The 22,686-nt window shown below is 32.0% G+C and carries 19 protein-coding genes and 1 pseudogene; 8 read left to right on the top strand and 12 right to left on the bottom strand.

The features are described from left to right. Positions 1–397: 397 nt before the first annotated feature. The 6 genes and pseudogenes from ffh to AC1XJX_RS07365 all read left to right on the top strand — a co-directional run. Positions 398–1,726 carry a signal recognition particle protein gene (gene ffh / locus AC1XJX_RS07390; RefSeq protein ID WP_482003334.1) on the top strand — a complete coding sequence of 443 codons (1,329 nt, stop codon included), beginning with the start codon at positions 398–400 and terminating at the stop codon, positions 1,724–1,726. Positions 1,727–1,782: 56 nt separating this feature from the next. Beyond that, on the top strand, positions 1,783–2,658 hold the full coding sequence (locus AC1XJX_RS07385; protein WP_482003333.1) for a bifunctional 5,10-methylenetetrahydrofolate dehydrogenase/5,10-methenyltetrahydrofolate cyclohydrolase: 876 nt from the start codon (positions 1,783–1,785) through the stop codon (positions 2,656–2,658). 130 nt (positions 2,659–2,788) lie between these two features. Next, complete coding sequence (locus tag AC1XJX_RS07380; protein WP_482003332.1) at positions 2,789–4,519, top strand: alpha/beta hydrolase-fold protein; 1,731 nt, start codon at positions 2,789–2,791, stop codon at positions 4,517–4,519. A 423-nt stretch (positions 4,520–4,942) separates the two neighbouring features. Continuing rightward, entirely contained in the window at positions 4,943–5,467 is a 525-nt protein-coding gene (locus AC1XJX_RS07375) for a hypothetical protein (protein WP_482003331.1), read from the top strand. Next, entirely contained in the window at positions 5,468–6,226 is a 759-nt protein-coding gene (locus tag AC1XJX_RS07370) for a hypothetical protein (protein ID WP_482003330.1), read from the top strand. A 56-nt stretch (positions 6,227–6,282) separates the two neighbouring features. Continuing rightward, positions 6,283–6,876, top strand: a pseudogene (locus AC1XJX_RS07365) (DUF6705 family protein); the annotation flags it as partial. Positions 6,877–6,879: 3 nt separating this feature from the next. On the opposite strand, the gene AC1XJX_RS07360 reads toward AC1XJX_RS07365, so the two are convergent. The 7 genes from AC1XJX_RS07360 to AC1XJX_RS07330 all read right to left on the bottom strand — a co-directional run bounded on the left by AC1XJX_RS07360 (position 6,880) and on the right by AC1XJX_RS07330 (position 12,227). Next, on the bottom strand, positions 6,880–7,308 hold the full coding sequence (locus tag AC1XJX_RS07360) for a VOC family protein (RefSeq protein ID WP_482003329.1): 429 nt from the start codon (positions 7,306–7,308) through the stop codon (positions 6,880–6,882). Positions 7,309–7,312: 4 nt separating this feature from the next. Then, positions 7,313–8,068 carry a 23S rRNA pseudouridine(2604) synthase RluF gene (rluF, locus tag AC1XJX_RS07355; RefSeq protein WP_482003328.1) on the bottom strand — a complete coding sequence of 252 codons (756 nt, stop codon included), beginning with the start codon at positions 8,066–8,068 and terminating at the stop codon, positions 7,313–7,315. 20 nt (positions 8,069–8,088) lie between these two features. Beyond that, a complete protein-coding gene (locus AC1XJX_RS07350; protein WP_482003327.1) occupies positions 8,089–8,916 on the bottom strand; it encodes an alpha/beta fold hydrolase in 828 nt (275 codons plus the stop codon). Between the two features lies 1 nt (position 8,917). Continuing rightward, entirely contained in the window at positions 8,918–9,280 is a 363-nt protein-coding gene (locus AC1XJX_RS07345) for a cupin domain-containing protein (RefSeq protein ID WP_482003326.1), read from the bottom strand. Between the two features lie 3 nt (positions 9,281–9,283). Continuing rightward, positions 9,284–9,841: a hypothetical protein gene (locus AC1XJX_RS07340; RefSeq protein WP_482003325.1), complete on the bottom strand. Its 558-nt coding sequence runs from the start codon at positions 9,839–9,841 to the stop codon at positions 9,284–9,286. Between the two features lie 47 nt (positions 9,842–9,888). Further along, on the bottom strand, positions 9,889–11,430 hold the full coding sequence (locus tag AC1XJX_RS07335; protein ID WP_482003324.1) for a helicase HerA-like domain-containing protein: 1,542 nt from the start codon (positions 11,428–11,430) through the stop codon (positions 9,889–9,891). Positions 11,431–11,504: 74 nt separating this feature from the next. Beyond that, entirely contained in the window at positions 11,505–12,227 is a 723-nt protein-coding gene (locus AC1XJX_RS07330; RefSeq protein WP_482003323.1) for a hypothetical protein, read from the bottom strand. A gap of 114 nt (positions 12,228–12,341) precedes the next feature. Here AC1XJX_RS07330 and AC1XJX_RS07325 point away from each other — a divergent pair, with 114 nt between their 5' ends. Next, entirely contained in the window at positions 12,342–12,971 is a 630-nt protein-coding gene (locus tag AC1XJX_RS07325) for a 7-carboxy-7-deazaguanine synthase QueE (protein WP_482003322.1), read from the top strand. A gap of 51 nt (positions 12,972–13,022) precedes the next feature. On the opposite strand, the gene AC1XJX_RS07320 is transcribed toward AC1XJX_RS07325, so the two are convergent. From AC1XJX_RS07320 to AC1XJX_RS07300, 5 genes are all read right to left on the bottom strand, one after another. Further along, positions 13,023–13,565 (bottom strand): DUF2911 domain-containing protein, encoded by a 543-nt coding sequence (locus tag AC1XJX_RS07320; protein WP_482003321.1) that lies wholly within the window; start codon positions 13,563–13,565, stop codon positions 13,023–13,025. An 86-nt stretch (positions 13,566–13,651) separates the two neighbouring features. Next, positions 13,652–14,926 (bottom strand): YCF48-related protein, encoded by a 1,275-nt coding sequence (locus tag AC1XJX_RS07315; RefSeq protein ID WP_482003320.1) that lies wholly within the window; start codon positions 14,924–14,926, stop codon positions 13,652–13,654. 144 nt (positions 14,927–15,070) lie between these two features. Then, entirely contained in the window at positions 15,071–18,403 is a 3,333-nt protein-coding gene (gene gatB/aspS, locus AC1XJX_RS07310) for a bifunctional amidotransferase subunit GatB/aspartate--tRNA ligase AspS (protein ID WP_482003319.1), read from the bottom strand. Further along, complete coding sequence (locus AC1XJX_RS07305) at positions 18,403–19,803, bottom strand: amidase family protein (RefSeq protein ID WP_482003318.1); 1,401 nt, start codon at positions 19,801–19,803, stop codon at positions 18,403–18,405. Before AC1XJX_RS07305 ends, gatB/aspS begins: the two co-directional genes overlap by 1 nt. A 2-nt stretch (positions 19,804–19,805) precedes the next feature. Then, positions 19,806–20,075: an Asp-tRNA(Asn)/Glu-tRNA(Gln) amidotransferase subunit GatC gene (locus AC1XJX_RS07300; RefSeq protein WP_482003317.1), complete on the bottom strand. Its 270-nt coding sequence runs from the start codon at positions 20,073–20,075 to the stop codon at positions 19,806–19,808. Between the two features lie 610 nt (positions 20,076–20,685). On the opposite strand from AC1XJX_RS07300, the gene gyrB reads away from it, so the two are divergent. Further along, positions 20,686–22,635, top strand: a complete 1,950-nt coding sequence (gene gyrB, locus AC1XJX_RS07295) for a DNA topoisomerase (ATP-hydrolyzing) subunit B (RefSeq protein WP_482003316.1) — start codon at positions 20,686–20,688, stop codon at positions 22,633–22,635. Positions 22,636–22,686: the final 51 nt, after the last annotated feature.

Genomic DNA, 22,686 nt, shown 5'->3' with positions numbered 1-22,686 from the left:
CAATTTCGAAAAAATTATTATGTTTTGGTTAAAAGGAAATCCCCTTATTTCGATTGGTTAGGTTAATTATTGATTCAAATTTCCTTTATAAAGGCTGCTAAATTTATTCTAGCAGCCTTTTTTTATAAGGGCGTTACCCAAGGGTCGGGCTTTTCAATACAATCTTTTAAAAACGTCATGATCAAAAGTAAACTAAGTGGCAAGCTGTTAATTGTTAGTACAACCTAATTTGAGTTATATCTAATTTTTAAAAGGATTTCCTTTACAATCCTTAACGCAAAAACAACTAAATAAATTAAAAAACCAACTTCATAAATACACCTTAAATCATTAACTTTGCACTTTAAATTTATGAGCAGGCTACTAATTCGAGACTGCCTACTGAAGACTGAAATATATGTTCAATAATTTAAGTGATAAACTAGATAAAGCCTTACACGTATTAAAAGGGCACGGAAGTATAACTGAGGTAAATGTTGCAGAAACTTTAAAAGAGGTTAGACGCGCTTTACTAGATGCCGATGTTAACTTTAAAATAGCTAAAGATTTTACAACCAGAGTAAAAGAAAAAGCTCTTGGTCAAAATGTATTAACTACCTTGCAACCCGGGCAGTTAATGGTTAAAATAGTAAAAGATGAGTTAACTGATCTTATGGGTGGCGATGCCGAAGGTATTAATCTATCTGGTACACCAAGTATTATTTTGATGTCTGGTTTACAAGGTTCTGGTAAAACTACATTTTCTGGTAAGCTTGCTAATTACCTTAAAACTAAAAAAAATAAGAAACCTTTATTAGTGGCTTGTGATGTGTATCGTCCTGCCGCAATTGATCAATTACATGTAGTTGGAGGTCAAATTGGTGTTGAGGTTTTTAGCGATAAAGGAAATAACGATCCGGTAGCTATTTCTCAAGCAGCTATTACACATGCCAAAGCAAACGGTTTTAATGTAGTTATCATAGATACTGCTGGTCGTTTAGCTGTTGATGAAGCAATGATGAATGAAATCTCTAACATTCACAAAGCCATAAAACCACAAGAAACCCTTTTCGTAGTGGATTCTATGACAGGGCAAGATGCTGTTAACACAGCTAAGGCATTTAATGATGTTTTAAATTTTGATGGGGTTATTCTAACAAAGTTAGATGGTGATACGCGAGGTGGTGCTGCAATTTCTATCAAATCCGTTGTAAACAAACCAATAAAGTTTATTGGTACTGGTGAAAAAATGGAAGCTATAGATATGTTTTATCCATCACGTATGGCAGACCGTATTTTAGGTATGGGTGATGTGGTGTCTTTAGTTGAAAGAGCACAAGAACAATTTGATGAAGAAGAAGCCAGAAAACTTCAAAAGAAAATTGCAAAAAACCAATTTGGATTTGATGATTTCTTAAAACAAATTCAGCAAATAAAAAAAATGGGTAATATGAAAGACCTTGTTGGAATGATTCCAGGTGCTGGAAAAATGATGAAAGATGTTGATATTGATGATGATGCTTTTAAAGGTATTGAAGCTATTATTCATTCCATGACGCCAAAAGAAAGAACCAACCCTTCTATTATAAATTCAAGTAGAAAAATAAGAATAGGGAAAGGTTCTGGTACTTCAGCTCAACAAGTAAATCAGCTTTTAAAACAGTTTGATCAAATGAGCAAAATGATGAAAATGATGCAAGGTGGTGGCGGTAAAAAGATGATGCAGATGATGAAAGGCATGCGCTAGTTTGTTAAAAAATTTAAAATAAAAAAAGAATTTACCAATAACCAACAATCAATAATATGATCATTTTAGACGGTAAAAAAGTAAGTAATGATATAAAAGTAGAAATTTCAGAACATGTCAAAGCAATTGTTTCTAAAGGAGAAAAAGTACCCCATTTAGCTGCTATTTTAGTAGGTTCTGATGGTGCAAGTATGACCTATGTTAATGCTAAGGTGAAAGCTTGTGAGCTAATAGGATTTAAATCAACACTTATTGAATTACCAGAATATACTACAGAGGATGAATTACTTAAAAAAATTCATGAATTAAACTCAAATAGTGATATAGATGGTTTTATTGTGCAATTACCTTTACCAAAACAAATTGATGAGCAAAAGGTTTTAATGGCTGTTGATCCTAAAAAGGACGTAGACGGATTTCATCCTACAAACGTTGGAAAAATGGCTTTAGATTTACCTACTTTTTTGCCAGCTACTCCTTATGGAATTATAGAGTTATTAGAAAGATATCAAATTGAGACTTCTGGTAAAAATGTTGTTGTTATGGGAAGAAGTCATATTGTTGGTCGTCCTATGAGTATCTTGATGAGTCAAAAAAGAAAAGCAGGAGATGCCACTGTTACCGTAGTACATAGTCGTTCTAAAAATTTAATTGAGATTACTAAAAGTGCAGATATTATAGTTGCCGCTATAGGGATTTCTGAATTTTTAACAGGTGATATGGTTAAAGATGATGTTGTAATTATTGATGTTGGTATTACTCGAGTTCCAGATGCTACAAAAAAGAATGGTTATAGACTAGCAGGCGATGTTCACTTTGAGAGTGTAAGCCAAAAAGCAAGTTATATAACTCCAGTTCCCGGAGGTGTAGGCCCAATGACGATTGCTATGTTGCTTAAAAATACATTATTAGCACGAGAAAGACACGCGTAAAAATTTTATATATTTTAAAAAAAAGCATCATAATCTATAATTTGTGATACTTTTTTGTTTTATCAAGTTTAGACAATTGGATTAATATTTTTTAAAAAATTATAACTATCTTTTTTGAAAAATATAAATCATGAAATCTATAAAGTATATCTGTTTTTTGTTTTTAATAATTTTATTGAATTGTGATCAAAAATCAAATAATGAAACTGCTATTAAAATTAAAATTTCGGATGTTTTAAATATTGAAAAATTAGATGGCAGATTGTTGTTAATTTTTGCTGATAATGATAAAACTGAACCGCGTTTTCAAGTTAGTGAAGGATTAAATGCACAACCAATTTTTGGTATGAATGTAGAAGGTGTTAAACCCGCTGAAACCATTTATTTTGACCAGAAAGCTTTCGGGTTTCCTTACGAAACTTTACAAGATTTAAAGCCAGGTGATTATTATGTACAAGTGTTATTGCATGTTTATGAAACATTTAATCTATCTAATGGTAAGCAAGTAAAATTACCAATGGATAATGGCGAAGGACAACAATGGAAAACATCTCCAGGAAATCTGTATAGTACGCCTTTTAAAATAACTGTTCCAGAAGGAGGAATTAAAGATTTAAATATAACCTTAGATAAAGTGATTCCTGAAATTGAAAAACCAAAAGATACTGAATGGATAAGACATATAACAATGAAATCAGAATTACTTTCGAAATTTTGGGGCAGAGATATGTATTTAGGAGCTCATGTGCTTCTTCCAAAAGGTTTTAATGAACATCTAGAAGCTAAGTATCCTTTAATGGTTTTTCAAGGACATTTTCCCTCAGATTTTGGAGGGTTTAGAACAACGCCGCCTGATGAAAACATGAAACCAGAATACTCTGCCAGATTTGGTGTAGAAGGTTATAATATTATCCAACAACAAGAAGCTTTTGATTTTTACAAGCGTTGGAACGAGCCAGATTTCCCTAGGTTTTTAATTATTGAAATTCAACATCCAACGCCTTATTATGATGATTCTTATGCTGTAAACTCTGAAAGTCAAGGTCCTTATGGTGATGCTTTAACATACGAGTTGGTTCCATATATTGAGAAGATGTTTAGAGGTCAAGGTGAAGGTTGGTCTCGATTTTTATACGGAGGTTCAACAGGCGGTTGGGAAGCTTTGGCGGTTCAAGTTAAATACCCTGACGAATATAACGGATGTTTTGCAGCATGCCCAGATCCTATAGATTTCAGTGCGTATTGTTTAACTAATATTTATGAGGATGAAAATGCCTATTATTCTAAAAGTAGTCATAAAATAATTGAAGTTCCGGGACATAGAGATTATTTAGGTCATGTAAGTTCTACAGTTAAAGAGAGTAATCATTTAGAGTTAGTTTTAGGTGATAAATCAAGGTCTGGTGGGCAGTTTGATATTTGGGAAGCGACCTATTCACCTCAGGGCGAAGATGGTTACCCCAAAAGACTATGGGATAAACGAACTGGAGATATTAATCATGAAGTCGCTGAATTTTGGAAAGAAAATTACGATTTAAGATATATTATGGAGCGCGATTGGGATAAACTTGGTGATAGGCTAAAAGGTAAAATTCATATCTATTGTGGCGATATGGATAACTACTACTTAAATAATGCGGTTTACCTGATGGAAGATTTCTTAGAAAGCACTACAGACCCTTACTACGATGGAGAAGTAGATTACGGAGATCGTGCAGAACACTGTTGGAATGGCGATCAAGAAAACCCTAACTATATTTCAAGGCTACGATATAACAGTATGTATGTGCCAAAAATAATGAAACGAATTTTAGAATCTGCACCAAAAGATGCAGATTTAACGAGTTGGAGATATAAATAGTGTTTAGAAATTCATAATTAATTTTTAACTCAATTATATGGAGTAACAATTAAAAATATTTACTAAAAAATTGAAAAAAAATACGTAGTTCTTCTTATAGTAATGTTTATATGTATAATTTATATTTGATTTGTGAGTAAGTTATACGCAATTAATATCAAAAAAGGCATGAAAATTTTATCAAATAATTTTGTCAAATTCAAGAATATACTTTTAATATTATTTTTCATGTCTTTTTATCAATGTGAGAAAGATAATACTGTTATTACAAATAACATTGAACCACCAATTAAAACAAAAATTAATTCAGTTTCTTAAAATGAGATACCATAAATTTTATCTTTTATAGAAAATAATACTTCTTTCAGTAAGTCTATTAACAACCCAAAACTATTAAGTCGTTCTCTTTCTAGTAAAAACAATATGTCCATTGATTTAGATGAAATTTATGAAGTTATAGACTCTATTGGTAACAGTAATTACAGTTTTAGATTAAATTTAGATGATGATGATTTAAATACGTTTCATAATCTAATAGTTTATAAGAAAGTTGGAAGTAGTTCACCTAATGTGTATGTTTTGGAATTTGTAATTAATGATGATATTTTAGATGAATTTATTTTTTTTCAGGATTTCGGTAAATTTGCAGGAACTATTAAACGTTATAGTTTAGAAGACTTTAATACTAGTATTAGTAAATCAAGTAAATTTAGTAATGCGAAACAACCAAATCCCGATGATTGTCCATGTGATGAAGATACAATTGAACCTAATGATAATACTAATAATGGAGGAGGTTCAGTTCCAAATTCATCCACTGATAATCCCCCACCAAGTGATGGAGATTGTGGTTTAGTTCGTTATGTTATGGGTTGTAGTGGTAGTAATGGGGATTTTTGGCATTTATCAAGTGCTTGTGGTCCAAAAGATTATACAAATACCATGTAAGTGAGACACTGTGGAATTGATGATCCAGATGTTATACTCTACCTTAAGAATTACCCAGATGATTGCCAAAATTCTTGCGAAGATGAAATTATTGATCTTACAGCCCTTTTACCACCCAACCAAGAAAACCAAGAAGGATGTATAAAATTGAATAATTTATTAACAAATGTAGAGTTTAAAAATGCAATTTCACATTTAAAAACTTCTGTTCAAAATAATGAAACTTTCGAAAGAGGTTATGAAATATCTAAAAACAGTGATGGTGTTATAAATACCAATCCTAAAGTTGGAGGATTTGGGGGAGTAGGACTAGATAGCGGTGGCGATATCATAGGAGGTATGCATACACATACTTCATCTGGATATCCTATGTTTTCGGGATTTGATATTGTTACGCTAAGAGCCTATTACCTAAATGGGCTTAACACTAATAGTAGTTTAAAACATACAGATGTATTTTCTGTTGTAGTTACAAATGAAGGTACATATGCCATTACCATTAGTGCCTATAATATGTTATCTTATATAGCCAATATTACAGATAATAATATTAGAGGATCTGATTTAGATGATATTTTACAATATTTATATGATAATGATAGTAATGGTTCGCCAGAAGCAGATCTTTTGAAATTTTTTAATAGTATTACACCAATACCCGCTATTAAGCTTTATCAATTAAACTTTGATGGCACACAATTTGAAGAGTTAAGTTTAAAACCCAACTCTAATACCTCCACAACAGTACCCTGTGAATAAAACATTATGATATGAGAAACCTAATAATTTTATTAATTTGAGTAACCTCATTAGCTTGTAAAGCCCAAAGCCCAATATTACCATTATATAATGATAACTCTACAGGATACCCTCCAAATGGCCATTATCTTAAAGATATAGATAACAATTTGGATCCTTTTGTGGGCGAATGGAAATGGGTGATAGGTTCAAGTTCATTAACCATACAATTTGTTAAGGTTGAGATGTATCATCGCGAATACCCAAATTATTCTAATACCGGCACCATAAGTAGATATTATGATGCTTTAGTAGGAGAATACCAATATATAGAAAATGGGATAGAACAAATAAATTTATTACCAATAATTTATAACAATGAATATATTTATGATTTTAGTATTGCTGGATATATCATAACAAACAATGAGAAAGGAATCATACCATGTGTGGAGTGCAATCAAGATATTCGTGTTGTACAATTATCATTTAAAGAACCACAAAACCCACAATTACTAGGTAAGATTTATATGACACATTTTATCGAAAATGGTATTGAAAAAATACGTGCTAGAATTTTTAACATCGGTATAGCAGACTTAACCGCAGAATATACAGGCCCAAGGGGCTTAAAAGTACCTGAAGGTATTTATACATTTATTAAACAGTAAGTTTTATTTAGCAAACAATTGCCCAATATCTTTAAAAGCTTTAAATTCTAAGGCATTTCCTGAAGGATCGTAAAAAAACATAGTGGCTTGCTCACCAACTAAGCCTTCAAAACGGATATAAGGTTCAATTACAAATTGTATGTTTCTAGATTTTAAATTTTCAGCAAAGTTTTGAAACACATCCCAATCTAAAACCACACCAAAATGCGGCACAGGAACATCTTTTCCATCTACTGAATTGGTGTGTGATTTTGATGATTCTTCTTTAGGTTTGTAATGAATAACCAACTGATGCCCGAAGAAATTAAAATCGACCCAATGGTCGCTGCTTCTTCCTTCTTCACAGCCTAAAGTGTCTCTATAAAAAGTTCTACAAGTTTGTAAATTATAAACAGGAATTGCTAAATGAAAAGGGGATACGTTACTACTCATAATATTATTTTTTGCGGTTATTGATTGGGTTGTAATCTTTGGTTGAATTGCTTATTAAATTATTTAATTCTGTGAATTCCTCTTTGGTTAGTTCACGATATTCACCAACAGGCATATCCATTTTCACATTCATTATTCTTACCCGTTTTAAAGTTTGTACTTCGTAATTTAGGTATTCGCACATACGTCTAATTTGCCTATTTAAACCCTGGGTTAGTATAATTTTGAATTTATAAGTGCTTAATTTTTCAACGTGACACTTTTTTGTGATTTTGTTTAAATCGGCAAGCAGAATACCACCACTCATACGCTCTACAAAAGTTTGAGAAATAGGTTTATCAACCGTTACAATATATTCTTTCTCATGATTATTGCTTGCTCTAAGGATTTTATTTACAATATCTCCATCATCAGTTAAAAGGATTAAACCTTCACTGGGTTTATCTAATCTTCCAATTGGGAATATGCGTTTTGGGTACTTTATAAAATCAATAATATTGTCTTTTTCCACACTTGTATCTGTAGTGCAAACAATGCCAACTGGCTTGTTAAAAGCAATATAAACAAAGGCTTCTTTTGTGTTGTTTATGTTTTTTCCATCAACTGAAACAACATCATTAGTAGAAATTTTTGTACCCATCTCGGGCACTATCCCGTTTATCGTTACGCGTCCTGCTTCTATGAGTTTGTCAGCTTCTCTCCTAGAGCAATAACCAACTTCACTCAAAAACTTATTAATCCGTTTTAACTCTTCTGTCATAATTCAAAAGTACGATAAACTTAACTGTTTAAAAATTCTATAATATGATTGTGTACTTCATCAGATTTAAGCCTGTGGCCATAGCCTTTAGTCTTAACTAGAATGGCATTTGAATAATATTTTGCATAATCAAGCGCATCACTAAAAGGAATAATACGATCTTTTTTATCATGAATAACAAGACCTTTGGATTTTATTTCTTTTGAAAATTTTGCAGTTGAGAAATATTCAGGTAAATATTTGAATTTTTTCAAAACTTCTTGATTCATCGCTTCAATAATTCTTTTATTATACCCCATCATTTTAGAATACCTATCAAAAACACCAACAAAGTTTGATGGCGCACCTAGTAAAACTATTTTTTTTAATGAGGGTAATTGGTATTTATGCTGAAAAAATATAGAAGCCATACCACCAACTGAATGTCCAATAACAATATCAGCATGAAACTTCTTTGCTACTACATTAATAAATTCTGAATACAAAATAGCATTAAATACCTTGCTTCCAGACTTCCCATGAGCTGGAGCATCCAAGGCAATGATATTATAATCTAAAGATTTTAATAGATATATTAATTTTTCCCATCTAGCTGCGTTACTTTCCCAGCCATGAACAAGTAATACGGTTTCTTTGTTACCTTCCCAATGGTAAGTCATTATAGATGAATTCTTGTAAAATAACTTTTCATGGGTTGCCGATTTTAAAAACGGACCATCAATATCTTTCAGTTTGCCTTTTTGTGGTGATGAAAACAATTTAATAGCCATTTTAGCGGCTAATTGAGGAGAAATATAACTTGAGAGGTTTAATAAAAATCCAATACTCTTTAAGGTGTTTAATTTCATGTTATTTTTCTCTGTTTACCAAATCCATTGAGAAAGCAGGTGTACAAATTGCAATGTATTCACATACTTCTGTAAATGGGTTAGAGTATTGTACTCGTGTATTTTTTTCGATTTTAATAGATTGTCCAGCTTCTAAAACAACAGTTTCGCCTTCTATTATAAATTGTTTTTTACCTTTAATTATAAAAGTAAATTCATCAAATTCAGGTGTTTGAAAAGGTTCGCTCCAACCAGCAGGTGCTCTCATGTGAGCAATGCTTATTTTAGAATTTCCATCTGTTGCTAAACCAAAATGTTCTTTTATTATTTTACCATCAGTAGTTGGAACAACAAATGGATTATTTTGAATTGTGTGTTTAGCCATCTTTTAATTATTCCAATTAATAAAAAAGTATTTTATTTTGGCATCGTCTGGTATGTGTGTTTCTTCAATTTTTAATCCCATATCAAATCGCAGGTTTGCAGGTAATTCTTTTTTGTCTATTGCAAAACTCGCATTTAATTCGTTAACACGAATTAAAACAGAACTAATCAAATTATTGATTTTTGAAATTTTGTAAGAATTATTAATTTGTTTAAAAGTACTTGATGTTGAGATGTTTTTTGCAGTTTTATAACGAGGGTCTATAATTTGAATACTTTCAATTATAGATGTGGAGTCTAAAGCTTGTTTTGGTGTTAAAATGAGTAGTTTTTTACCACCTTTTTCAAATATTTCGATGCTGTTTTTACTGCCTGCAAACTCATCACCACTAATAAATTGTGCTATAGAGTCTGTTCCAAAAATTGTTTTAAGGTCTTTAACTTGTGTTGAATCTGTTAATAAACCTATGTTTTGCTTACCAATCTCAAAAGGGTTTTGGTTGTTGTTGCAACTAGTGAAAATAAGGGCTAAGGCCATGAAGCCTAAAAATGAGTTTCTCATTAAATAGAAAGGTATTAATAAATTAGTTGTTACTTTTTTATTTGAAATTATTTTTTCATCACTTTGGTTAAAATACCAAATACACTTCTTATAAAAGTAGCACTTGTAAGTACTTTAACAACAGGATTCATAGCGGTACTTCGTCTTCTAGAAGTGGTAGTTCTTTGTTTAGATGCTACTTTTTTTAGAGCTTCTTTTTCAAGCCTTGCTTTTTCTTTAGCTTCTTCAGCCTCGGCTTTTTCAATTTTTTCATTAAGTAATTCATAAGCACTTTCTCTATCTATGGTTTCGTTGTATTTTTTTACCATTTTAGATTTTGATAGTAATGCGTTTAATTCTGTGTCAGTTAGAATATCCATTCTACTCATCGGCGCACGCATCATGGTAGCTGCTAATGGCGTTGGTCTTCCTTTTTCATCTAATGCAGAAACAAGGGCTTCCCCAATACCTAAAGATGTTAAAACTTCAGTAGTATCATAATATTCAGAGTCTGGATAGTTTTGTGCAGTAAGTTTTATTGCTTTCCTGTCATTTGCAGTAAATGCCCTCAAGGCATGCTGAATTTTTAAACCTAACTGACCTAAAACAGCCTCAGGAACATCGGTAGGATTTTGAGTCACAAAATATAAACCTACACCCTTACTTCTAATTAGTTTTACAATACTTTCAATTTGATTTAAAAGAGCTTTTGAGGCTTCATTAAATATCAAATGTGCTTCATCAATAAATAAAATAAGCTCAGGTCTGTCACTATCACCTTGTTCAGGTAATGTAGAATAGATTTCTGCCAGTAAACTAAGCATGAATGTTGAAAATAATTTCGGTCTATCTTGTATGTCTGTTAATCTAAGTATGTTGATATATCCACGACCATTTTCATCTATTCTAAGTAAATCCTGAACTTCAAAAGATGTCTCACCAAAAAATAAATCTGCACCTTGCTGCTCTAATTCTACAACTTTACGTAAAATTGCACCAGTAGAAGCAGTTGAAATTCTTCCATAAGCATCATCAAACTCTTCTTTTCCCTCTTGGGTAGCATATTGTAAAATCTTTTTAAAGTCTTTTAAATCTAATAGAGGTAATTTGTTATCATCACAGTATTGAAAAATAACAGCAACAACTCCTGATTGTGTTTCAGATAAATCTAAAATTCTAGATAATAAAACTGGCCCAAATTCACTAACAGTTGCTCTTAATCTTACACCACCTTGTTCTGAAAGTGTTAAAATTTCAACAGGAAAAGATTTGCCTTCAAATGGAATGCCTATTTTTTCATGACGTTCGTCAATTTTAGGGTGTCCCAGGCTTGGTTGTGCCAATCCACTTAAATCACCTTTAATGTCCATAAGCAAAACCGGTATGCCTTTGTCGCTTAGGTTTTCAGCTAAAACTTGTAATGATTTAGTTTTTCCAGTACCCGTAGCACCAGCAATTAAACCATGTCTATTTAATGTTTTTAAGGGAATTTTTATGTGTGCTCCAGTAACAGTTTCTCCGTCTAACATGGCTGCACCTACGGGGATGAAATCTCCTTTGGTTGTATTACCTTGAACTATATAATTTAAAAAGGTTTCTTTCCTGTCCATACAGATTAATTTTGCATAAAAATACAGGAAAAATAAAGAAGAAAAAAATATGGTTTACCTATTAAAAAGTTTAATTATATTTTCTCTATGTATATGTTTGATGAACCATCGGATCTTAAGTTAACAGTGCCGTTACTAGCTGTTCTTACAATAGCTACTGAAATAACATCGTTGGCATTTAACTCAAAAACTTCAGTTAAATGAAGCGAACTTTCATTATGCCCATTATTTGTTCTAATATAACCTGTTGATGAATACGAACCACGTTGTGTGCCATTAATACGAATCCACATCTCAGGTGTTAGTCTGTCCGTTGCTGAATTAGTTGATAAAGAAGCATTAATACTAATTCTGTACCTTCCTTCCTCTGTTATAGTAATCGTGTTTGTTGCAGTATTTACTGTAAAAACAGATGTATCATCATTCCAATTAATAGTGCTTATTATTGGTGCATTTATTACAGAGTTAGAATTCACATTTACTGAAGTGTCAGCAGCGTTGTTACTACATTTTACTGATATTTTTCTAGATGTTTTTAACCAATTTGGAGAGCCAGGAGTTCCTCTGTTAAATCTAAATTCTTTACAATCCGTATTATAAATCAATAGACCGGTGGCTGGATTTACAAGTGCCATTTCTTGTGCATCAGTAAGTCTAGGTACTAGAATTCCTTTGTCTGTAGATTCAACATGTAAAATTGATGATGCGTCTGGGTTTGTGGTTCCAACACCTACTTGCGCTGAAACATAATAATGCGATGCAAAAAAGAGCATTATTAAATAGGCTATTTTTTTCATTTGTGAGAGACTTGAGAGTTTTTAGCTATTTATTAATTTGATGCAAATTTAACAAAATCAAATTGTAAATCAAAATGGTATGAAACAATCAAGGAAAATGTATCTTTGTAGACTATGAATAAAGAGCTACAATTATTAGTTGATAAGGGAGAAATGTTGCCATTGATGGAAGAATTTTATACCATACAGGGTGAAGGATTTCATAAAGGAACAGCTGCCTATTTTATTCGCATTGGTGGTTGCGATGTTGGTTGTCATTGGTGCGATGTTAAAGAAAGTTGGAATGCTAATTTGCATCCACCAACAGACATATATAAAATAGTAGATAATGCTAAAAAGTACAGTGATACCATCGTTGTGACTGGTGGAGAGCCTTTAATGTGGGATATGACAGCTTTAACTAATCAATTGAAGGTGCAAAATCTACAAGTACACATTGAAACTTCTGGGGCATATAAGCTAACAGGAACTTGGGATTGGATATGTTTATCGCCCAAAAAAATGAAACTTCCCATAAAAGAAGTTTATGATAAAGCCCATGAACTTAAGGTGATTATTTACAATAAAGATGATTTTCGTTTTGCAGAAGAACAAGCCGCTAAAGTTAATGAAAAGTGTATTTTATATTTACAACCCGAGTGGAGTAAACGTGACAAAGTTGTACCAGAAATTGTAGATTATGTGATGAAAAACCCAAAGTGGAAAGTATCATTACAAACACACAAGTATTTAAATATTCCATAAAAAAAACGCCTTAATATTTTAAGGCGTTTTTTTCTAGTAAAAGGATGTAATTTATTTTGTAAAAGGCACAGCTACTCTTGCAGTACCCCAACCTAAATGCATGTGTACACCTCCATCAGCTTCTTCAAAAACTATAGAAAAGGCATCTAACGATTCTCCAGAAGTTACCGGAACAGATAATCTAGCAACATCATTAGCTTCTTTGTAAAAATAAGAACCCCAAACGTTTAAATCTGTATTAATAATAGCAGTCCATTCAGCTTCACCAGGAATTAAATAAAAAGTATAAGTTCCTGCTTTAACAGTAGTTTCACCTAATTTCATGTCTGTATAAAGTGTTAATTCTGCAGCTTCATTGGCCCCTGTTCTCCAAACTTTACCGTTTGGTGCTAAATCACTTAAGTTTCTACCTTTTAGTAGAGGTCTTCCATAAACTATTTTTATAAGTTTATTTGATTCCTTATAACTAGATGGAAATGATGCGGCATCCATGGGACTTTTATCCAGGTCTGCAAATTTTTGTGCGTTTACATTCATAGTTAAAAGCATTATAAATGTAAAAGCAATGCTTGTTAAAAGTGTTGATTTTTTCATGTGTTTATTTTTGTGTTTAGAATTTATAAAGTTAAGTTTAATTAATCTTAAAGTTCTCATAAAAAATTTTTGTGTTATGTTAAAATTTATTTTTTAATAAATTTTAAAGATTGTCTTCCGGTGTTATTATGAAAATTGATAAAAAAAATGCCAGCAGATAATTCTTCAACATTAAAACGATATGTTTTATTTATTTTTGTTTGAATTTCTTCGAGTGCTAGTTGCCTGATATATTTTCCATTATAATCGTATAATTCAATCATGATATTGTCGCTAGAATCAAAATCTATACTAAACTCTAAAGTTGTTGATATTGGATTGTTTTTTAAAGTGACCTGTAACGCTGTTCGGTTAGCTTCAACAGTAAAATCAGTACTTAAAGTAGTATTTGAAAACTTATAAAGTGATGTGCCAGTTGCATAAGCTAATGTTGAATTTACAATAAAAATTTTATTCAAATTATTGCCAACGTTTAAATTCGTCCAACTAATACCACCATCTAATGTTTCATAAACACCTGTGGTGTGACCACCCATCCACCCATGAGTTTCAGAAATGAAACCAACAGCTTGAATATCAGTTTCTGGTGCATTGTAACTATTCCAATTTATACCACCATCCGAAGTAGAAATTAGTTTCCCAGGATTGGGAGTTACCGCAGTTATCGATCCAAAGATAACATCGGTATTGTTATCTAAAATTTGAAGTTTCCAAACATATTCTCCAACAATATTCGAGTTATAAATTTCATTCCAATTAGTTCCACCATCAGTTGTTTTGAGTATTGTAGCGCCATTAGAGTTTCTGCCACTAGCAAAACCTATATTTTCTGTTAAAAAATAAATTTCTACTAGAGCATTGGCATACGCAGACATATCAATGTATTGCCAAGTTGCTCCACTATCTAAGGATTTTATAATGTGCGCAGGTGTAAAATAAGCACCACATCCATAAATGGTTGATGTTCCTACTGCATCTAAACCACAAATAGCTGAAGGATTTGGGTTTATGTTAGTTACTTCCGTCCAATTATCACCGCCATCAGTAGTTTTGAAAAATTCCCCATTTAACGTGCCTAAAAAACCAATATTTTCATCAAGGAATTCAATATTTCTGAAATAATAATTACCTCCTAACATACTTTCATTTAATTGTTGTGTCCAAGTTTCTCCGCCATCAAGCGTTTTGTAGACTGCAGCATAAAATCCATTTGCAGCCCAACCAATATTTTCATCAAGAAAGAAAATATCATCAAATCTTTGATTGTTTATGTTTGATGAAACATTAGTTAGTACCTGCCAATTAGGCTGAGAAAAAGAATTAAAAACAATTAATAAGAAAATGTATTTAAGATTTTGCATTAAATTTTGATTTAAAACTTTAAAAAAAGATTTAGAATGCTAATTTAATTTAAGATTTTTTAATTCTGTAATTTACTAATCTTTAATTTGTAAAAAAAAGCTTTAGATAATCCTAAAGCTTTTTAAATATTTCAATTTTAAATTTTATTTTTTTATTATTTTAACGTTCATTTCTTCAACTTTTTTATCAGAAAGAAGCGTTGGTGCACCAAATAATAAATCGTCACTGGTGCCTGTTTTAGGGAATGCCATGACTTCTCTAATTGATACTTTTTTCTCTAAAATCATCATCAATCTATCCACCCCCCAAGCAATACCACCATGTGGTGGTGCTCCATAATGGAATGCTTTATACATGGTGCCTACACTTTTAAGCATTTCCTCTTTGGTGTAGCCCATATTTTTATAAGTGGCTTCTAGAATTTCAGGTTTGTGAGCACGAACTGAGCCACCACCAATTTCGTAACCATTAAGGATTAAATCGTATTGTTGTGCTATAATGCTTCCAATTTCTTCTTCTTTACCATGCATGTGTTTATCTATATCGTAAACTGCAGGCATTGAGAATGGATTGTGGGTAAATGTCCATTTGCCAGTATCTGTTTTTTCAAACATTGGGAAATCAACTATCCAAGCGGGGCGTAATTCTTTAGCATTTATTAAATGTAACATTTTACCAAGCTCTTGCCTAACAGCATCCAAGGCTTTGTTGGCAGTTGCATAATCAGAAGCAGAGAAAAATACAATATCACCAACTTTAGCGTTTGTAGCTTCAATAATTCCTGCAGCTATATCTTCCCCTAAAAATTTTATAATAGGTGATTGTAAATCGTTTTCATTTACAATGATATAAGCTAAACCACCCAACCCGTGTTGCTGAGCAATAGCTGTAAGTTTTTCAATTTGCCCTTTGGATAATCGTTTTTTTCCTTGCTCTTTGGCTGAGGCTTTAATACATTTTACAACACCACCTTCTTCAATGGGTTTGCTAAATACTTGGAAACTTGTTTCTTTTACAATATTGGTGATATTTTGAAGTTTTAAACCAAAACGTAAATCTGGTCGGTCACAGCCGTAAAAATCCATAGCATCTTGATAGGTAATTACTTCAAAAGGATGTAATATCCATTTGTTGCCGTATACTTTTTTAACCACTTCGTTAAACATTTTAGTGTTTAAATCGATGATTTGTTGCATGCTCGCATAAGCAACTTCAATGTCTAATTGTGTAAATTCAGGTTGTCTATCGCCACGAGAATCTTCGTCTCTAAAGCAACGTGCAATCTGAAAATATTTTTCATAGCCACTTACCATCAACATTTGTTTAAATTGTTGAGGTGCTTGTGGTAAAGTGTAAAATGCACCAGCTTGTTTTCTTGACGGTACAATAAATTCCCTTGCTCCTTCATCAGTTCCGGCACTTAAAATTGGGGTTTCAATTTCTAAGAAATTTTCTTCATCTAATATATCACGAAGTAACTTAATAACTTTATGGCGGTTTACAATAACTCTTCTAACATCATCATTTCTATGATCTAAGAACTTGTATTGAAAACGTGTATTTTCGTTAGTTTTGGTAGCTCTTTTAATCTCAAAAGGAAGTGTTTTGGATAGGTTTAGGATATCTAAACTATTAGCCTCCAATTCGATAGTTCCAGTTCGTAAGGCAGCATTATAATCGTCTTCTTTTCGCTGAACAATTGTTCCAGTTACGGTAATTACCGATTCTGGTTTTAGTTTTACAAGGTCATTTAAATTCGGGAATGATTCTCTGCTTAATCGTACTTGAAAAACCTCTGTACTAGAATCGCGTAAGTCAATAAAAATGAGTTCACCATGATCTCGAACACTTGAAACCCAACCTGCAAAAGTTACCTTTTCAGAAATGTTTGCTTCTGAAATTGTATTGATTAAATGGGTTCTATACTCCTCTTTAACAATGATAGGGATTTGAGGTAAAACTTCTTCTTGTTCTTTTTTAGTAGTGGTTAAGCTTTCTGATTTCGTTTTTACATTTTCAACAATATATTTTTCTGTAGAGTTTGCGGCTAACTGACTTAAAACACCTTCACGAATTACTTTTCCGGAAGCACCCTTGCCAATAACAGCAATGACTTTTCCAACTAAAATACCAGCTTTTCCTTGGTTTCCTTCTTTAATTTCATTTGCAATTACTTCATTTTCTAAAATTACTTTTGCTATAGCTTCGTAAATTTTTTCTTCAGAAATGGTGTTCTCCTCAAAATAGGCGTTATAATCGAACGATCTATCTTTTAAGTAGGAAGTAATCGCATTTTGAACTAATACAGATGTTATTTTTTCTTCTTTGAATAATTGGAATATTTCAATAAGATGTTCAATTCTATGAATTTCTCCATACTCATCTGCTCCAATATTATTTACTAATGTTTTAGCTACAAATGATGGGTCTTTTATTACATTATTTATAGCAACAAAAGTGCTAGAGCGTAAAGAATCTGCAGTAAAAAACTTGGCGTCTTGTGGTAATACACCACCATTTATCAAAATAGACTCCACAGCAAAAGGAAGTGTTTTACTATCAATTTGTATAGCTTCAATAGCAGTTCTAATGTTTATAAAAGGTAAATCAGGCTCAGAAATAAAACGATAATCAGCTTCAAATTCTTTTTTGCGCATGGTTTTGGTTTGCTTTAAATCAGCATCCCATAAAACCGTAGTTTGATCTGGTCTAAATTCTTTATGATCTATGTAATAATTTAGTTGTTTTTCAACTTCTTCTTTTAGAGCATCTACTATAAACTTAAACGAGTTCAAATTTTTAATCTCAGTTCGAGGATTTAAGGAATAACTATGCTTTTTACGAAGTGATACGGAAACATCTGATTTAAATTCGCCTTTTTCGAGGTTAGCTTCAGATATTTTTAAATTTTGAACAATACGCTGAATATATTGCGCATACGTTGATGCATCCTCAATATGCCGAATACAAGGTTCTGTAACAATTTCAATTAAAGGAACACCTGCTTTATTAAAATCTACTAAGGATATTGTTTTCTCGTGTATTAATTTTGCGGCATCTTCTTCAATGTGAACTTGAGTTAGATTAACTGTAAATTGAGAACCATCATTGCGGAAACACGATACTTGACCGTCTGGAATAATTGGATTTTGAAACTGTGTTATCTGAATGTTTTTTGGGTTATCAGGGTATTCATAATGTTTTCTGTCCCATGAAATCACTTCGTTACTAAACGAAGATTTCACCGCTTTCCCAAAATAAATTGCTTTATTAATAGCTTCTTTATTTATAGCTGGCAATACACCCATTTGTCCTGTACATACCGAACAAATATTGTGATTTGGTAAATCTATTTCTTGATTTGGGCAAGAGCAAAATAACTTGGTTTTTGTATTCAATCTAACATGAGTTTCTAGTCCTATTACTAACTCTAAATCGTTGGCTTTTAATGCCGCATCTAATTGTTCCAATTCCATTATATCGTATCTTTTAAGAAGTTAGCAAACTTCAAAACAAGTTCATCGTTATTTTTAGCAGCTGTAATTTGTATGCCAGTTTCAGTTCCTTGCGGGATTGTTAATGTTGGTAATTGGCCCAAGCTAAACCCCACTGTATAAACATCACTTAAATACATAGCGTGGGGGTCTTTTAAACTGTCGCCAATTTTTGGTGGTCTACCTGGTGTAACTGGTGAAAGAATGATATCAACCTCTTTAAAATCTTTTTCAAAATTCTCGGAAATTGCGTCACGAAGCGCTAAACCTTTTAAGTAAATTTCATCTGAAAACCCTTGAGATAAAACTTGGTTGCCACCAACAATACGTCGTTTGGTTTCTTCAGAAAAATTTTCAGAGCGTGTTATAGCGTAGGATTCTTTTAGGTTTTTATCTTCAATACGATTGCCATAGTTAGAACCATCTAATCGTGAAAGGTTAGAGGCGGTTTCTGCCATAGCTAATGTATAATATGTTGAAACTAGAATATCAGATTTAAAGAAATCGAGCTCTTTTACTTTAATGCCTTTTGATTTTATTTTCTCAATGGAAGTTAAAAAATCAGCTTTAATTTTAGATTCAATAGCCTCGCTTTCAATAAAGTTTTTAAAGAATCCAATAGTTTTGATTTCGTTAGAATTTAAAATTGAAACTTCATTAATTTCTGCGGAAGCGAAAGTAGTTTGATCTTTAACATCTTTACCACTTATCGCATTCAAAACAATACGAATGTCTTCAACTGATTTTGCAATTGGGCCAACGCAATCTGTAGAAGATGTGTATGCTATCAAACCAAAACGTGAAATACGTCCATATGTTGGTTTTAATCCATACACATGGTTATAACCTGCGGGTTGTCTCACAGAGCCACCTGTATCTCCACCAATAGAAAATACTGTATAATCTTTAGCAACATTAACAGCAGAGCCACCACTTGAACCACCACCAACTAAATCAGGATTTATGGCATTTTTAACTGCTCCAAAAATGGTGTTTTCACTAGATGATCCATGTCCAAAACTATCGCAATTTTCTTTTACTATTGGGATGGCTCCAGCATCCAATAATTTTTGAATGGCCGTTGCTGTGTAAGCTGCTTTGTAATTTTTAAGTAGTTCTGAACTCGCCGTTGTGTAGGTTCCTTGAACCATATACACATCTTTAATTCCAAAAGGAATACCTTCCAATAACCCAATAGTTTCTCCGTTTGCTATTTTAACATCTACTTTAGCTGCTAAATCCAGAGCTAATGTTTCTAATAAAGAATTTACTGTATTGTAAGTATTTGCTTTGAGGAATTCTAGCTTCTCTTGAATTAAATTTTTACAAGAAATTTCTTTGTTCACCAGTTGTTGATGAATTTTTTGTATTTGTGAGTTCATAATTATTCTTCTATAACTTTAGAAACTACTAAATAACCTTTCTTTTCTTTTGGGAAATTTTCAATTATGATTTGTTTTTCCATTTCAGAACTTTCATAAACAATATCATCTCTTAAATCATTTATAGACATATAATTTTGTTGGATATTATTAAAAGCTTTGTTATTTGATGTTTGTGCATTTTTAATTACATCAAATAATTTATTTACTGCCTCACTTGGTTGTGCGCCTTTAATACTAGACAATACATCTACTGTCATCATTTTACTCATGTCTCAAATTTTTATTTACAAAAAAAAGCCTTCCAATTTGGAAGGCTTTATATATTTTAAAACAATAACCTTCCTGTCCTAATAATTAGGATTATTGAAATTATTGTTGTTGTTATTATTCATTTCATTTTGATTCTGCTCAAATATAAGCAGAAAAAATCTACCAAACACTATTTTTATAATATCGTGGCTTACAATTATCAAATTATTAAAAAACTTAAAGTTAATTTGTTGGTTTTTAGCTTTTGTGTGTAGATTTTCCTTTTATGCGCATTTTATTTTTTTAAATACCAATTTAAAAAAGTAAAAAAATGTTGTTTTTGGATAAGGAAATTAGAATTTGAAAATGGAATAAATGAGTTTTAAGCAATTTTCAAAATTTATTCATTTTAAAACTTATTAAAAAAAACTAAAATCTATTTTAAGACGCTTTTTAGTTGATTTAAGACACTTTTTAGTAATTAACAAATGTTGATAATTTTATTAACGAGTCGGTGAAAAGCTTTTTAAAGGCATGATAATTTCCTATATTTGTTTGTATTCAGAAGGATGCTTTTAAGCATCTTTTTTTGTGATTTTCAATCAAACTAAATTTAAAATAAATAATAATATGAGCGAACCTAAAGAAGAATTTAACAAGCATAATTACTCGGCAGATAGTATCCAGGCATTAGAAGGTATGGAGCATGTGCGCATGCGTCCATCCATGTATATTGGTGATGTGGGAACAAGAGGTTTACACCATTTAGTTTATGAGGTCGTAGATAACTCTATTGATGAAGCATTAGCTGGTCATTGTAATAATATTACAGTAATAATAAATGAAGATAATTCTATAACTACTGAAGATGATGGACGCGGTATTCCTGTAGATTTACACAAAAAAGAAGGCGTTTCTGCACTTGAAGTTGTAATGACCAAAATTGGAGCAGGGGGTAAGTTTGATAAAGATTCTTATAAAGTATCTGGTGGTTTGCACGGAGTTGGTGTAAGTTGTGTAAATGCCTTATCAGAACATTTACGTGCTACTGTTTACAGAGATGGTAAAGTTTACGAGCAAGAATACGAGCGTGGTAAAGCATTGTATCCAGTAAAACAAATTGGTGAAACCGATAAAAGAGGTACTACAGTAACTTTTAAGCCAGATGCAACCATTTTTACTCAAACAGTTGAGTATAGTTATGATACGTTAGCAAGTAGATTGCGTGAGTTGTCTTTTTTAAATAAAGGCATTACTATTCATTTAATTGATAAACGTTCAAAAAAAGAAGATGGCTCATTTGAAGGTGAAACATTTCATTCAGAAGAAGGTTTAAAAGAATTTATTAAGTTTTTAGATGGAAACAGAGAGCCATTAATGAAGGATGTTATCGCTTTTGAAGGTGAGAAAAATGGAGTTCCAGTTGAAGTTGCGATGGTTTACAATACATCATATGCTGAAAATTTACATTCATACGTAAATAATATTAACACTCATGAAGGTGGTACACACTTATCAGGTTTCCGTCGTGGATTGACTATGACTCTAAAAAAATATGCTGATGAATCCGGTCTTTTAAAAAACTTAAAGTTTGAAATTGCTGGTGATGATTTCCGTGAAGGTTTAACTGCTATTATTTCTGTAAAAGTACAAGAGCCTCAGTTTGAAGGTCAAACTAAAACTAAATTAGGAAATAGAGAAGTGTCTGCATCAGTAAGTCAAGCTGTTTCTGAAATGTTAACCGATTATTTAGAAGAACATCCAGATGATGCTAAAACGATTGTTCAAAAAGTAATACTAGCCGCACAAGCACGTCATGCAGCTCAAAAAGCCCGTGAAATGGTTCAGCGTAAAACGGTTATGAGTATTGGTGGATTGCCCGGGAAATTAAGTGATTGCTCAGAGCAAGATCCTGCAAAATGTGAAGTGTTTCTTGTAGAGGGAGATTCTGCTGGTGGAACAGCAAAGCAAGGTCGTGATAGAGCTTTTCAAGCTATTCTTCCATTAAGAGGAAAAATTTTAAATGTTGAAAAAGCAATGGTTCATAAAGTATTTGAGAATGAAGAGATTAAAAATATTTTCACAGCTTTAGGAGTTACAATTGGTACAGAAGAAGATAGTAAGGCTTTAAATTTGTCTAAATTAAGATATCACAAAGTGGTTATTATGTGTGATGCTGATATTGATGGTAGTCATATTGCAACTTTAATTTTAACATTCTTTTTTAGATACATGAAAGAGCTTATTGAAGCTGGGCATATCTATATCGCAACTCCACCTTTATATCTTGTTCGTAAAGGAGCTAAAAAGCAATATGCTTGGAGTGATAAAGAACGTGATGGAATTATTGAAGAATATGGTGAGGGTTCAAAAATACAACGCTATAAAGGTTTAGGAGAAATGAATGCAGAACAACTTTGGGATACTACTATGAATCCTGAGTTTAGAACGATGCGTTTGGTTCAAATAGATAATGGTATCGAAGCAGATAGAATATTTTCTATGTTAATGGGTGATGAAGTGCCACCACGTAGAGATTTTATTGAGAAGAATGCTATTTATGCAAATATTGATGCGTAATAGTTTTATTAATTTTTTTGGAATTTAATACCTCGTGGGCTTGCCCCAAGG

The organism is Flaviramulus sp. (genome assembly GCF_982512915.1).
The sequence above is the reverse complement of the archived record's forward strand: the minus strand, read 5'-3'. Positions and strand labels throughout refer to the sequence as shown.